This window comes from Vitiosangium sp. GDMCC 1.1324 (assembly GCF_003044305.1).
In the GTDB taxonomy this organism is placed as follows: domain Bacteria; phylum Myxococcota; class Myxococcia; order Myxococcales; family Myxococcaceae; genus Archangium.
The window spans coordinates 56,948-70,517 of record NZ_PZOX01000016.1; the positions used below are offsets into that span (position 1 = coordinate 56,948).

The 13,570-nt window shown below is 68.3% G+C and carries 12 protein-coding genes; 9 read left to right on the plus strand and 3 right to left on the minus strand.

Going from position 1 to position 13,570, the window contains the following annotated elements; translation table 11 throughout:
* The 5 genes from truD to DAT35_RS37095 all read left to right on the plus strand — a co-directional run bounded on the left by truD (position 1) and on the right by DAT35_RS37095 (position 5,930).
* The gene (truD, locus tag DAT35_RS37075) at positions 1 to 1,020 is read left to right on the plus strand and encodes a tRNA pseudouridine(13) synthase TruD (RefSeq protein WP_108073999.1); all 1,020 of its coding nucleotides are present in this window, start codon (positions 1 to 3) and stop codon (positions 1,018 to 1,020) included.
* A gap of 228 nt (positions 1,021 to 1,248) precedes the next feature.
* Positions 1,249 to 2,361, plus strand: coding sequence for a sugar ABC transporter substrate-binding protein (locus DAT35_RS37080; protein ID WP_233261944.1), 1,113 nt, complete (start codon positions 1,249 to 1,251; stop codon positions 2,359 to 2,361).
* A gap of 563 nt (positions 2,362 to 2,924) precedes the next feature.
* Positions 2,925 to 4,244, plus strand: a complete 1,320-nt coding sequence (locus DAT35_RS37085) for a ferritin-like domain-containing protein (RefSeq protein ID WP_108074001.1) — start codon at positions 2,925 to 2,927, stop codon at positions 4,242 to 4,244.
* 76 nt (positions 4,245 to 4,320) lie between these two features.
* Positions 4,321 to 5,586 (plus strand): alpha/beta fold hydrolase, encoded by a 1,266-nt coding sequence (locus DAT35_RS37090; protein WP_108074002.1) that lies wholly within the window; start codon positions 4,321 to 4,323, stop codon positions 5,584 to 5,586.
* Between the two features lie 119 nt (positions 5,587 to 5,705).
* The gene (locus DAT35_RS37095; protein ID WP_108068934.1) at positions 5,706 to 5,930 is read left to right on the plus strand and encodes a hypothetical protein; all 225 of its coding nucleotides are present in this window, start codon (positions 5,706 to 5,708) and stop codon (positions 5,928 to 5,930) included.
* A 256-nt stretch (positions 5,931 to 6,186) separates the two neighbouring features.
* Here DAT35_RS37095 and DAT35_RS37100 read toward each other — a convergent pair whose 3' ends face one another.
* Together DAT35_RS37100 and DAT35_RS37105 are read right to left on the minus strand one after the other, a co-directional pair.
* Positions 6,187 to 7,884 (minus strand): OmpA family protein, encoded by a 1,698-nt coding sequence (locus DAT35_RS37100; RefSeq protein ID WP_108074003.1) that lies wholly within the window; start codon positions 7,882 to 7,884, stop codon positions 6,187 to 6,189.
* An 18-nt stretch (positions 7,885 to 7,902) separates the two neighbouring features.
* Positions 7,903 to 8,232 (minus strand): DUF4398 domain-containing protein, encoded by a 330-nt coding sequence (locus DAT35_RS37105; protein ID WP_108074004.1) that lies wholly within the window; start codon positions 8,230 to 8,232, stop codon positions 7,903 to 7,905.
* Between the two features lie 160 nt (positions 8,233 to 8,392).
* Here DAT35_RS37105 and DAT35_RS37110 point away from each other — a divergent pair, with 160 nt between their 5' ends.
* The 4 genes from DAT35_RS37110 (at position 8,393) to DAT35_RS37130 (ending at position 13,059) form a co-directional block, all read left to right on the plus strand.
* Positions 8,393 to 9,379 carry a HEAT repeat domain-containing protein gene (locus tag DAT35_RS37110; protein WP_199243108.1) on the plus strand — a complete coding sequence of 329 codons (987 nt, stop codon included), beginning with the start codon at positions 8,393 to 8,395 and terminating at the stop codon, positions 9,377 to 9,379.
* Complete coding sequence (locus DAT35_RS37115) at positions 9,376 to 10,296, plus strand: N-acetylmuramoyl-L-alanine amidase-like domain-containing protein (protein WP_108074006.1); 921 nt, start codon at positions 9,376 to 9,378, stop codon at positions 10,294 to 10,296. Before DAT35_RS37110 ends, DAT35_RS37115 begins: the two co-directional genes overlap by 4 nt.
* Positions 10,297 to 10,486: 190 nt before the next feature.
* The gene (locus DAT35_RS37125) at positions 10,487 to 12,379 is read left to right on the plus strand and encodes a hypothetical protein (protein ID WP_146210053.1); all 1,893 of its coding nucleotides are present in this window, start codon (positions 10,487 to 10,489) and stop codon (positions 12,377 to 12,379) included.
* An 11-nt stretch (positions 12,380 to 12,390) separates the two neighbouring features.
* The gene (locus tag DAT35_RS37130; RefSeq protein ID WP_108074009.1) at positions 12,391 to 13,059 is read left to right on the plus strand and encodes a hypothetical protein; all 669 of its coding nucleotides are present in this window, start codon (positions 12,391 to 12,393) and stop codon (positions 13,057 to 13,059) included.
* 30 nt (positions 13,060 to 13,089) lie between these two features.
* Here DAT35_RS37130 and DAT35_RS37135 read toward each other — a convergent pair whose 3' ends face one another.
* The gene (locus DAT35_RS37135) at positions 13,090 to 13,440 is read right to left on the minus strand and encodes a hypothetical protein (protein ID WP_233261945.1); all 351 of its coding nucleotides are present in this window, start codon (positions 13,438 to 13,440) and stop codon (positions 13,090 to 13,092) included.
* Positions 13,441 to 13,570 lie beyond the last annotated feature (130 nt).

Sequence of the window (13,570 nt, forward strand, 5' to 3'; positions counted from 1 at the left end):
ATGAGCGCGGACAGACCCCGGTTGACCGAGGACGTGCCGGGATGCGGCGGCGCCTTCAAGCTCGTCCCCGAGGACTTCGAGGTGGAGGAGCTGCCCGCCTACCAGCCGTCGGGGGAGGGGGAGCACCTCTACCTCTGGGTGGAGAAGCGCGGCCGGGACACCCGCGAGGTGGTGCGGGCCCTGGCCACCGCGCTGGGCGTGGACGAGGGTGACGTGGGCGTGGCGGGCATGAAGGACCGGCAGGCCATCACCCGCCAGCTCCTCTCCGTGCCCGCGAAGGCCGAGGCGCGCGTTGCGGACTTCGCCCTGGACGGCGTGCGCGTGCTGTGGACCCGGCGCCATGGCAACAAGCTGCGCACCGGGCACCTCAAGGGGAACCGCTTCCGGCTGCGCCTGCGGGGCGTGAAGGACGTGGGCGCGGCGCGCGAGAGCTTCACCCGGCTGGGCGCTCGGGGCGTGCCCAACTACTTCGGCGACCAGCGCTTCGGGCGCGAGGGCGACAACGCGGATTTCGGCCGCCTGTTGGTGCTGGGCCAGCGGCTGCCGCGCCGCCCCGACAAGTTCCAGCGCAAGCTGTACCTGTCGGCCTTCCAGTCCCGCCTCTTCAACCGGGCCCTCGTGGACCGGCTGCGCGCGGGCACCTTCGACACGGTGCTCCTGGGGGACGTGCTGCGCCGTGAGGACTCGGGCGGCCTCTTCGTCTGCGAGGCGCCCGAGGTGGATGGGCCCCGCGCGGCCGCCTTCGAGGTGAGCCCGGCTGGACCTCTCTTCGGGCCGAAGATGACCGCGGCCGCCCACTCCGTGGCCGAGGCCGAGGCGAAGCTGCTCGCCGACGAGGGCGTGACGCTGGACGACTTCCGGCGCGGTGGCGACGAGACCCAGGGAGGGCGCAGACCCTACCGGGTGCGGCTCGGGAGCCCCTCGCTGGAGGTGGATGGGGAGGACCTGGTGCTCAGCTTCGAGCTGCCCAAGGGCTCCTACGCCACCGAGGTCCTCCACGAGCTGTTGAAGGACGGCTGACGCAGTCACCCCGGGCCGCTCATTCCCAAGTGGTGGTCGCGGAGATGTCATTGCTCCTGCCGCGATGCCTCTGGGTTACTGGCAGGCGAGATCTTTCTCGCCCATCTCCAGGTGTTCACCACGAGTGAAGAAAAAGTTGTCGCATCTCCAAGACGAACCGCAGGATGCACCCCGGTCCCATGAGGGGACCCTCTCATCGGAGAAGGACGGGTGGATATGCGTTCATCGATGTCTCGTATTCGCACCGTGGGAATGCTCGCGGCGCTGATGCTCGTGGCGCCGGCCTGCAAGCGTGACAACACCGAGGCGAAGAGCAATGCGGCTCCGGCGGCGGGTGGAGCTGCCTCGGGCGGGAAGATCGCCCTGCTGCTGCCGGAGTCGAAGACCGCGCGCTATGAGACCCATGACCGCCCCCACTTCGAGCGCAAGGTGAAGGAACTGTGCGCGGACTGTCAGATCCTCTATAGCAACGCCGACCAGGACGCTTCGAAACAGCAGAACCAGGCCGAGGCGGCACTGGCCAACGGCGCGCAGATCATCGTGCTGGATCCGGTGGACTCGGCCTCGGCGGCCGCCATCGTGGTGCGCGCCCGGCAGTCCAAGGTACCGGTCATCAGCTACGAGCGCCTCATCCTCAACGCGGACGTGGACTACTACATCTCCTTCGACAACGAGCAGGTGGGCCGGCTCCAGGCCCAGGCCCTGCACGACAAGCTGAAGGCGGATGGCAAGGGCACCGGCACCATCGTGATGATCCATGGCTCGCCCACCGACAACAACGCGAAGCTCTACAAGTCCGGATCGCACAGCGTGATCGATGGCAGTGGCCTGAAGGTGGGCGCCGAGTACGACACCCCCGACTGGAGCCCGGACAAGGCGCAACAGCAGATGGAGCAGGCCATCACCGCGCTCGGCAAGGACAAGATCGTCGGCGTGTACGCGGCCAATGACGGCACGGCCAGTGGGGCCATCGCGGCGATGAAGGCGGCCGGTATCAGCCCGCTGCCGCCCGTCACGGGCCAGGACGCCGAGCTGGCCGCCATCCAGCGCGTCCTCTCCGGCGAGCAGTACATGACCGTCTACAAGGCCATCAAGCAGGAGGGGGAGATCGCCGCCGAGGTCGCGGTGGCGCTCCTGCGCGAGGGCAAGCTGCCGGCGGGCCGGGTGAACGGCAAGGTGAACAATGGCACCAAGGACGTGCCGTCCATCCTCCTGCCCGCCCAGAGCGTGACGAAGGACAATGTGAAGAGCACCGTGATCGCGGATGGGTTCTGGACCACCGCGCAGATCTGCGAGGGGGCCTACTCGAGCGCCTGCGCGACGGCGCAGCTCCAGCCCTGAGGTCGCTTCGGGACCCGGAACCAGGGGGGCTCCCATCACCGCCAGGATGACGATGGCCTCGGGGAGGCACGCTCGCTGCCCCTCGAGCCCGCGTCCAGGTGCATCTCCGCCATGTGGCCGAGCATGGCCTGGAGACTGACCTTCTCTCATGGGCGGGGGCGCGGCATGGCCCGTGTCCTCCCGCCAACGTCCTCGCGGGTGTGTGGCTGGAAGATGGGGTGACGGGCTCCCATCTTCAGCACTTGGTTGATTTGTGATTGAGCCTTGCGGTCGCGGCCATGGACATGGAGCGCCCAGGCATACGCGTAGAAGAGCAACGCGCGTCTGGCATTGCCGCCGCCCCGCTCGCCTTCATGGCTCGCCTCTCAACGGTGCGGAAGACTCTTCGCGCTTCGCGGGGCGGCCCGCCTGCCAGGTTGTCGAGGCCGACCCTCAGGTTTCTGAGCCCGATGGGGCGTCGTGAGCGCGCTCTCCCGGCGCCTGCCGCTCGGGGCTCGCGGCGCGAAGGTCATGGCATTCGCGTTGCTCCTCGGACCTGTTCCTCATTTCCACCGGAGCCATCCATGGACTCGCCCCTGCTGCGCCGCCTCTTCGCTCGCGCCCTGCGTGCCTCACTCGCTTCGCCGTTGGTGCTTGCCGGCTGTGGCGGCGCGGACCTGACGGGCTACTCCGCTCCAGCTTGTGAGAATGGGTTGCTCGCGGTGAGTGGGCTGTCACCCGCGTCACCGGTGGACTTCGTTCAATTGCGGACACTCTTCTCGTCGCCGGGCATGGGCCAGGTGACCGAGACGGTGGGGGCTTCCTCGGGCACGGCCTGCGCGACGGCTTCCAGCAAGGACACCTGCGAATCCGCCCTGCGCGCGCTCACCTCGCAGCACGGCTTCCGTCTCTCCTGCACCGACATCTGCACGGAGTACTACCTCGCGACGACGCGGGGAGATGAGGTGTCGGCCCACACGTCGTTGGAGGCGCTCAAGGGCCTCCTGGGCACCATCGACACGGCGCAGGAGGCCGTGCTGCTCGCTTTCGCCTCAGGGTACGACCTGACCTGCGGCCGCCTGGAGCGCGGCGCGGTGAAGGCGAACACCCACGGTGGTTTCAACGTCATCGCCACCCGCGGCTTCGCCTGCGGTGCCAACACGGCGGTGACGCAGTTCGTCCTGGAGGTGTCCGCCTCCGGCGAGGTGAAGGAGGTGCGTAGCGCCGTCATCGAGCGGGGCTCGCCGGGCTGCGCCGTCGGCCGGCGGCCCGCGGGGTTGCGTGCCTCGGAAGGGGTCTCATGCGCGGACGCGCTGGGCCGTCACTTCGCCGAGGTCGCGCACCTGGAGGCGGCCTCCATCCATGCCTTCCTGCGGCTGCGCGAGGAGCTGGCCTTGCTCGGGGCGGACGTCGCGTTGCAGGACGCGGCGCTGCTGAGCGCACTGGAGGAGGTGATGCACACGGACGTCAGCACACGGCTCGCCCACCGCTTCGGGGCGACGCCGCGGCGGCCCGAGGTGGAGACGCTGCCCCTGCGCTCCCTCTTCGAGGTGGCGCTGGACAACGCTGTCGAGGGCTGCGTGCGGGAGACGTTCGGGGCCCTCGTGGCTCACCACCAGGCGCTGAACGCGCGTGACGCGGAAGTGCGCCGCGTCATGGCGCGCATCGCCGAGGACGAGACCCGGCACGCCGATCTGTCCTGGGCCATTGACCGGTGGGCGCGGGAGCAGCTCTCCGCCACCGGGTGCGAGGCCCTGCGTGATGCGCAGAGAGCGGCCGTGGCCACATTGCGCGAGGAGGTGGCCGTGCCTCTGGAGGCCGCGCTCGTCACGGAGGCCGGAATGCCCGCACCGGAGGTCGCTGCCTCCCTGGTGGACTCGCTCTCTGGGGAGCTCTGGGCCTGACACCTCGGCGGGTGACAGGTCTCCCGGGTGGTGGTGCCGCGAGAGCGCGGCACGGGCGGTGGTAGCGTGACTCCCCATGCGCCGACTCTTCCTGCCTGGTGTCGTGCTCCTCCTCGCCTCGGTCCTGTCCATGCCTTCTCGGGCGGACGCTGCCTCTCCGCAGAAGGGCGTGCCCATCACCCTCGGGATGAAGTACAGCCTCCGCTCCTCCATCCTCGGAGAGGAGCGCGGCTTCTTCGTTTACCTGCCGCCGGGGTACGAGACCTCCTCGGAGCGCTACCCCGTCCTCTACCTCCTGGATGGTGATGCGCACTTCCATTCCGCCACGGGCGTCGTGCAGTTCCTCGCCGAGAGCATGCGCATCCCCCAGATGATCGTGGTGGGGGTGCCGAACACCGTCCGCGCGAGGGATCTCACTCCACCCGTCCATGGGAACACCCAGGTGCCCGGCTCCCCGAGGAGCGTCGAGGAATCGATCCCCAATGCTGGAGGCGCGGAACGGTTCCTGCGCTTCCTGGAGGAGGAGTTGGCTCCCCACATCGAGGCGCGCTACCGCACGCGGCCGTACCGCGTCCTCGTGGGGCACTCGTTCGGCGGGCTGTTCGCCGTACACACCCTGATGAACCACCCGCGGAGCTTCCATGCGTACATCGCCATCAGCCCGAGCCTCTGGTGGAACAACGGCGAGCTCGTGAGTGGCGCGGTGAAGTCCCTCGAGCAACTGCCTCCCCAGGAGCGTTTCCTCTACATGAGCATGGGGAACGAGGGGGACGACATGCTGAAGCCCATCCAGCAGCTCGCGCGGACGTTCGAGCAGGCCAGGCCGGAGCGGCTCAGGTGGCACTACTCCTTCCTCGAGGACGACCACCACGCCAGCACGCCCCTCCGGACGCTCTACGACGGACTGGAGGCCCTCTTCGTGGACTGGCGGATCTCCGAGCCGCTGATGCGTTCCGGCGATCTGGCGAAGGTGGAGGCGCAGTACGCCAGGCTGGCGAAGCAACTGGGCTACGAGCTCCGGCCGGCCGAGGATCCGGTCAACGTCATGGGGTACCAGTTGCTGGGGAGTGGGAAGGCGGAGGCCGCCATCGCCGTCTTCCGGCGGAACCTCGAGTGGCACCCCGATTCAGCCAACGCCTCCGACAGCCTGGGCGAGGCGCTGGAGGCCGCGGGCCAACTGGATGCGGCGCTCAACAGCTACAAGCGCGCCCTCGAGCGGGGCATCAAGACCGGGAAGGTGCATCCCGCCTACCAGCAGCACCTCGAGCGGGTGTTGCGGAAGCTGGCACCTGCGGCGAAGCCCCCCGAGCCTCCGCCGGCCGCGGGTGGCAAGGCTCCCTGAGCCCCCAAAAATGGGCCGGAAAATGAGGAGGAAACTCCCGGCGGCCCCCACCGATAATCCAGGTGTAGGCAGCTTCGCACCCCGCTTCCAAACCACCTTCCTCCTCCGGAGAGACCGCCATGGGCATCACCAACGACTCGCTGAACGCCATCCGCAGCGCCTCCACCGCCACCTTCAACCAGGGCATCAACCAGGACCTGCTGGCCGGCCTCGAGGGCGCGGACCGCACCCGCATGGAGGCTCAGCTCAAGCTCCAGCAGCAGCAGGAGACCGTCGCGTTCGTCTCGAACACGCTGAAGAAGCTGAACGAGATCGCGATGAGCGTCATCAACAACATGCGCTAGTGGCTGGCGGCTTCTGGCCGCTGTGCTCCGAGCCGGATTCGCGTGGCCCCCGCCACCGCGAGTCCGGCTTTCGTCGTTTTCTGGACCTCGGGCGTTGCCAGACCGGGTCCTGGGCCCTGAAGTACTGCTGGGCCCTGGTGGCGAGCGCGCCCCTGGCTCCTCCGGCGGGTGGGTCCTCCCCAAAAGGAAGAGGGTGCTCGCGGCCCGGAGGCTCGCGGCACCCTCTCTTCGGCCCTCCCGGTGGGGGAGGGGGTTACTAGTCGGCGATGTTGAACTCGGTGCGGCGGTTCTCCGCGCGGCCCTTCGCCGTCCCGTTGTTGGCGATGGGCTTCTCCTCACCGTAGCCCACGGCCTCCAGCCGGCCCGGGTCCACGCCGCGCTTGATGAGCTGCGCCATCACCGAGTCCGCGCGGGCCTGTGACAGCTTCAGGTTGGTCAGGTCCTTGCCCAGCGAGTCCGTGTGGCCCTCGACGCGCAGCTTCTTGATGGTGGGCATGTCGCGGAGCACCTGCGCCACATCGTCGAGGATGGTGAAGCTCTCCTTGCCGATGATCTTCGCCGAGCCGGCCGCGAACTTGATCTGCTTCTTGATCTCGATCTTCTCCTTCTTGACGACCACCATCTTGTACTTCTTTGCGCACCCGCGCTCGTCCTTCACGCCGGGCTCGTCCGGGCACACGTCCACGCGGTCGGGAATCCCGTCGTTGTCGCGGTCGGGATCCGGGCAGCCGCGCATCTCCTTGGGACCGGCCTGATCCGGGCACACGTCCAGACGGTCCACCAGGCCATCGCCGTCCTTGTCCTCGTCGGGGCAGCCGCGCGTGTCCTTGGGACCGGCCTGCTCCGGGCACATGTCGAGCCGATCCGGCAGGCCGTCATTGTCCTTGTCGGGATCCGGGCAGCCGCGCATCTCCTTGATGCCGGGCTGGTCGGGGCAGAGATCCTGGCGGTCCACCACGCCGTCGCCGTCCTTGTCGTCGTCGGGGCAGCCGGCGTTCTCCAGCGGGCCGGCCTTCAGCGGGCAGCGGTCCAGACCATCCGGGATGCCGTCGGCATCGTTGTCCAGGTCCGGGCAGCCGTCCTCGTCCTGGAAGCCGTCCTTGTCCTCGGGCTCGTCCGGGCACTTGTCCAGCGAGTCCTCGACGCCGTCGCCGTCCTTGTCGGTGCGCGGGCAGCCCATGTTCTGGATGGGGCCGGCGGCGTTGGGGCACTTGTCCGCCGTGTCGATGAGGCCGTCCTGATCATTGTCCGGATCCGGGCAGCCGTCCGAGTCCTCGAAGCCGTCCTTGTCCTCGGGCTGGTCGCGGCACTTGTCCACGTTGTCGGGGATGCCGTCGCCGTCGCTGTCCCCGGGCGCCTCCTCGGGGCAGCCCTGGTTGGAGAGCGGGCCGGGGGTCAGCGGGCACTTGTCGTTGCCGTCCAGCACCCCGTCCTTGTCGTTGTCGGGCTCGGGGCAGCCGTCCGCGTCCTCGAAGCCGTCGCGATCCTCGGGGCGGTCCGGGCAGGGGTCGTCCTTGTCGAGGATGCCGTCGCCGTCGGAGTCCTTCTCCTCGATCTGCACCACCACCTGCTGCGGGGGCGGCTTGGTGGGAGTGATCTCCACCTGCGTCTGCTGCTGATCCGGCTGGCGGGGGCCGGTGGGCTCCTGCCTGTCCTTGACGAGCACCTTCTGGGGCGCGCAGCTCTTGGAGAGCTCCAGCGCCTTCTTGATGGAGGACTCGGCGGTGCGGATGTGCTCGGAGGCGCGGTAGCTGGTGCCCTGGCTGAGCTCGCCGCGAGCAAAGTCGAGGTTGGCCTCGGCGGTGGCGAGCTCCACCGGGGCACAGCGCATGGCGCCGCTGCGGCGGGCGCGCTCGATGTCGGCCTGGATGACCTCGGAGTCCGCACGGACCTTGTTACCGCTCACACAGGCGGCGCAGAGCAGGAGCAACGAGGAGGCGAAGAGACGTCGCATCGGTAGGGTGCTCTCGCGTCAGGGGTTGGGGCTGGAGGAGGAGTCGTCGCCGCCGGTGGCGTTGGCGTTGGCCACGGCGATGGCCTTCTCACGGGCCTCGTTGGCGTAGCGGGAGGCCTTCTCGGCGAAGTCCACGCCGGCCTGGTAGTCGGAGTAGCTGACCTCCTCCCGGGCCTTGTGGATGTAGAGGTTGGCGGCCGTCCACTCGTAGGGGGCCAGTTTTTCGGCACCGGCGGTGCGGGCCGCCTGGATCTGCACTTCGGCGTCCAGCAGGTGCGAGGTGGACTTCAGGGGGCCGCATCCGGCGAGGGCTCCCGCCGCAGCCACCAATACCAGGAGTCGCTTCATGGGAGGAGCCTCGGGATAAGGGCTGGAAGACACTGGGTCCGGTCGTATCAATCGCGTCGGGGAGGGTCAAGAATCGGGCAGTAGGATGGACCCGAGGTAGGGAGCGGGCCCGATCCGGGATTTTGACAGCCTCGCTCGGGGCTTGTCATCGTGGTGGGCCGTGCGCACCTTGCCCGCCTGCCTGCTGCTCGTCCTCGCACTCACCACCCCGGCCGTCCAGGCCGCCCCGCCGTCCGTCCAGAAGCGCCTGGAGCGCCGGGGGGAGACGCGCGGGCTCGTCGAGCAGGTGCTGGGAGGGAGCCTGCCGGTGCCCACCGCCATCTCCCGCCTGCGCATCCTCCGGGAGGAGGAGTATGCGGCGAGTCTCATCGCCACGGCCCTCCCTGGGGTGCTGGAGCCCCGGCGGCTGAGGGACGTGACGGCGGTGCTGGCCGGGCTGGAGACGCGCGTGGCCGAGCCCAACCTGTTGAGGCTCGCCCAGCATGAGGACGGGGCGGTGCGCATGTACGCCGTGCAGGGCCTGGGCAAGCTGCGCAGCCAGCGCGTCGACGTGTTGCTGCCGTTGCTGGAGGACAAGTCGCTCGGGGTGCGCCGGGAGGTGGCGCGGGCCCTGGGGGCCACCCACAACCCCAAGGTGGGCAAGGTGCTGCTCACCTCGGCGCAGACGGAGACGGATCCGCAGACGCGCGTGATGTTGCTGGAGGCGGTGGGGGCCGCGGGTGACAAGAAGCAGGCGCCGGCCCTGAAGGCCTTCCTGGATGACAGCTCGGAGAGCACCCGCTTCGCCGCCGCACGGGGGCTGTGCCTGCTGGGGGCTCCCGAGGGGTTCTCCTTCGCGCGCAAGCTGCTTTCCGCGGAGGACAAGCTGGTGCGCCGCCAGGGCCTGGCCCTCTTCGAGGGGCTGCCCGTGAAGCAGTCCGAGCCCGCGCTCCGTCCGCTGCTGGAGGACAAGGACAGGACGCTCGCGGCCGGCGCGGCGCGCATCCTCTACCAGGGGGGCGACAAGACGATGCTGTCGTGGCTGGTGCTCGCCTCGTGGAACGCCAAGGGCGAGGAGAAGCTCGTCTACGAGAAGGAACTGGAGCCGCTTCACCTCGCGGACGACGAGCGCAAGGCCATCCTCCGGAAGGCGGGAATGGTGAAATGAAGGCACTCGCGCTCATCTCCACGCTGCTCGCCCACACGCCCGCCATGGGGGCCTCGCCGGCTCCGGCCATGCCCGGCGCGCCGCGCAACAAGGCCACGGAGCCGGTGGTGGTCTGGGCCTCGCTCAGCCCTCAGGAGCGAGCCACCGTCATCACCCAGGACGCGAGCCTCCCGCTGAGTGAGCGGCTGCTGCGGGTGAGCGAGCGCTTCCTGGGGACTCCCTATGTCCACTCGCCGCTGGGGGAGGGGAGTGGGGTGGATCCGGATCCGACCTTCCGGCTGGACGCGGTGGACTGCCTCACCTTCGTGGAGCAGGCGCTGGCCATGAGCCTGGCCCACTCCGAGTCCGAGGTGCCGGGGATTCTCGAGCAACTGCGTTACGCGAGCACGCCCAGCTACGAGGATCGCAACCACCTGATGGAGGCCCAGTGGCTGCCCAACAACCAGCGCAAGGGCTTCGTGGTGGATGTGACGAGGCGCTACGGAGGTGAGGACACGGTGCGCGTGCAGAAGACGCTCACCGCGCTGACGTGGACGTCGCGCTCCTCGGTGTCGCTGGGGCTGTCCAAGGCGCATCAGCCGCGGGGGACGTACAGCCTGGACATGATTCCGCTGGACCGGGTGTTGGAGCGCGCGCGCAAGGTTCCCTCGGGCACCATTCTCGTGGTGCTGCGGGAGGATCTGCCGCTGAAGGCTACGCGGGTGACGCACCTGGGCTTCGTGGTGCAGAAGGGCAAGAGGACCTGGCTGCGGCACGCGCGGCGCGGCGCCGACGGCAACGGCCGGGTGGTGGACGAGGACCTGGAGACCTTCCTCGCGCGCAACGCGAAATACGACAAGTGGAGGGTCTCCGGCGTGAGCCTCTACGAGCCGCACCACCCCGACGCGGGCGGGGGCGAGATCGTGCGCTCTCCATAGGCGGCTTCACGAGCCTTCCGCTCCAGCAGCTTCGAGTGCTCGGCCCTCTGCCGATCTCGAGTTGGAGCGAACTCCCCGCCACACCGGCGGCGAAGACCCCCAGCACACCGTTGTGGTTCCTTCGATGAAGTAACGCTCCCGCGCCTCGGCTACGATCCGCGGCCCACGGGCTCTAGAGGAGAGGTGCGGCATGTCCACCGGTCTTGTTGAGCCGCGCCGGGTAGGCGCACGGCTGTGCGGCTCGTTGGGCGGATGGGTTCTCATCGCGCTCGTCTTCCTCGTTCTCCAGCTGGGCTGCGCCACGAGAGCGGCGTTGGGTGGCCATCTGGGGCGTTTGCATGACAAGGCGCTCATGCATCAGGGCTCCATGACAGCGTCGCCTGCGTGGGTGGAGGAGTCATCCGATTCAGGCAGTGTTGGTAGTGCCGGAGCGAGTCCCATCCCGGAGGAGGCTCCGGTGGGGGAGTGGGGGCCGGAAGGCGGAACCCGCCACGAGGAACAGATCCGGGCGCGGACTCAGCGGGTGGAGCGGGCCCGGGCGGCGAGGCTGGTGCTGGCGGCGCAGCAAGAGGGGCGGGAGCTGGAGGCGGCGCGCGAGGCCGAAATGGACAGGGCCGTGGCGCGGATGGTGGGCCTGTACAGCGAGGTGGATGAGGTGGGTGCAGTATTGACCTTCACCTTCTGGGCGGAAGGGGGTGCGCTGACGCCGGTGGGCTTCCTGGAGGAGCGCGGGGGCGGACGAGCGGGGCGGTCAGTGGACCCTGCGGGACCGGCTCGGGTGCTGCGCCGCATCTTCACCGAGTACGTCGGCCGGCGGACGGGAGAGGTGGTGCTGAGGCTGCGGCGCGAGGAGGCGCGTTGGGCGGTGGACTACGACGCCACGCGCCAATCCGCCCGACCCGCCGAGGCGCGAACATTCCCGGTGCGCACGCAAGGCACCCCGGCCGCAACCTTCCTCGCCCTCCACGAGGCCTCCGGCAGGTGGGCGAGCGCCGTGCAGGTGTCGGCTGGGGGCGCGGCACAGGTGGAGCTAGAGGTGCAACTGGAGGACGGCCGGCTCACCGGGTGGCGATTGCGCGAGGTGCGGCGCACGAGCGAGGGGCTGGGAGGAGGCTCTCATCCCCTCGCGGGTGAGGTGGCGGGACACCTGGTGCAGGTGTTGCTGCCCTTCACCGAGGGGCTGGGCGCGCGCACGGTGCACGTGGTGCTGCGAGCCGAGCACCGGCTGGGTGATGTGTGGGCGCGGGGCCGCGTGGAGTCCGCGAGGGTGGCGCGCGCGGTGCAGACGCCCGGGCCAAGCTGGTACCTGTCCATGCACGAGGCCACCCTGCTGCGCTGGCGAGAGGGGGTGGTGGAGGGCTCGGCATGGCTGTCGCAGCGGGGGGCGGAGGAACTGGCTCTCTGGATGGTGGGAGGCATCATCGCGAGGGGGCTGGGCTTCTTCGCGACGGAGGGCTTGGAGTGGGTGACGCGGGCGTTGGGGCGCGAGCCCGAGGTGGCGGCGGGGTGGTTGCGCACCGCTCTCAAACGCCTGTCCAAGGAGGAAAGGGCGGCCTTCGAACAGCTCTGGCAAAAGGTGATGCTGGAAGGCGAGCAGGCCCTGAGCCGGAGCGAGCGCAATGCGCTGCGAGGCCTCTTCGTCCGCATCGAGCAGGCCATCCAGCAGCCGCTGGATGAGAATCTGAAAAAAGCGCTTCGAGATGCGGCTCGCGCGTATTACGCGGAGCTGTATCCTCAGTTCGCCAACCTCATGGAGATGCAGGCCAAGTTGCTTCCCATCCACCATCGGCGTCCGCTTCAATACGCGCACCTCTTTCCGTCTGAAGACATCAACGCAGCGGACAACCTGGCGATGTTGCAGAAGTACGTTCACGAGCAAATCAACTTCTTGTGGGGAAGGTTTCGAAAGGCTCGTCCCAACCCAACCGCGGATGAAGTGAGACGCGCAGCCGAGATCATTGATAGGCAGTTCGAGCCCTGGTACCACCGCGCTACCGATCCGCCAGGAGCGCTGAAGACTACCGAACAAGCCAGGGAGGCTGCATTGCGCGAGTTACGGGGCCGATTCCCTGGCCTCGAATAGGAGGGAAAACGATGGAGCGGTCTATTGCGCTGCCTGGTTTGGACCGGCTGATGGAAGTATGCCAGCGGTTGAATCTGAGGCTGGAGACCTCGCCTCCTGCACGTGAGCCATTGAAGGCAGGAAGCCTGTTGGAGGGCGTCCCCTTTGATCCGGTATTGGCGAGTGTTTATGCTCGTCTGGGGTATGCGGCATTCGCTACGGAGTTGATTGGAATAGGGTGGGTTCTTGATCGCTCCGATGACCAGGTGCATGAGTTGGAGGAGAACAATAAACCCTGGCGAAAGGGTTGGTGGGAAGAACTGGGTGAGCCAATGACTGTTTTCGGTGGCGATATCTATATACATGCCACCGTGCCTGGGCTCGCGGATCAGTGGGGAAGGCAGCCCGTGGTGGAGGTGAACACATATGAATTTGATGGGCCCCACGTGATGCCCGTGGCCTCGAACGTGGACCGGTTTTTCGACAGCTACTCGCGCTACCTGGAAGCCCTGGTCTCGGATTCGCGCTACCTGCAATCAGGGGAAACAGAACTCCTCTTTCCCTGGGATGCGACTGAAATCCTCGCACGGGACGAGCGATTGGTGGAGTTGATGCATGCGGGGCGCTTCGACGCATTGATGAAAAACGCAGACGACTCGACGCGCCGCTGGGCCGCCAGGGTGATGGGCACCGAGGTGTGACCGGGTACCCATCAGGCAAGGGGCGAGCGCTCAGCGGAAGCCGTCGACGATGTAGACGCCCGCGATGGGGAATTCGAGCTCGGCGGTTCCCGGGGCGGGTCCGGGCCTCTTCTTCATCTGGCCGTGCCCCAGGCGCGCCACGGCGCAGATGGGGATCGGCTCTCCATCCGGAGGACGCGCCTCGTAGTAGCGGATGACCACGTTCGGACCACCGGTCCAGATCTGCCCGTACATCCGGGTTCCGGCATCCAGGAATCCGAGCTCGTATCGCAAGTGACTCTCGACAGGGCCATCGTTGACGATGATCGGGCTCTGGCTGTTCTGGTTCGCGTCGATCACCACGGTGGAGCTATCGCCGGGCCGGAGTCTCAAGATCCGCATGGCCTCCAGTGCCTTCTCCGGACACTTCTGTGGCCCAGGGCCTCCGTCAGGGCGCAGGGCAACGCCCGAGGTCGTGCAGCCAAGGGCCAGGCACGAGAGGACAAGGGCTGTACGGAACGGTGCTTTCATC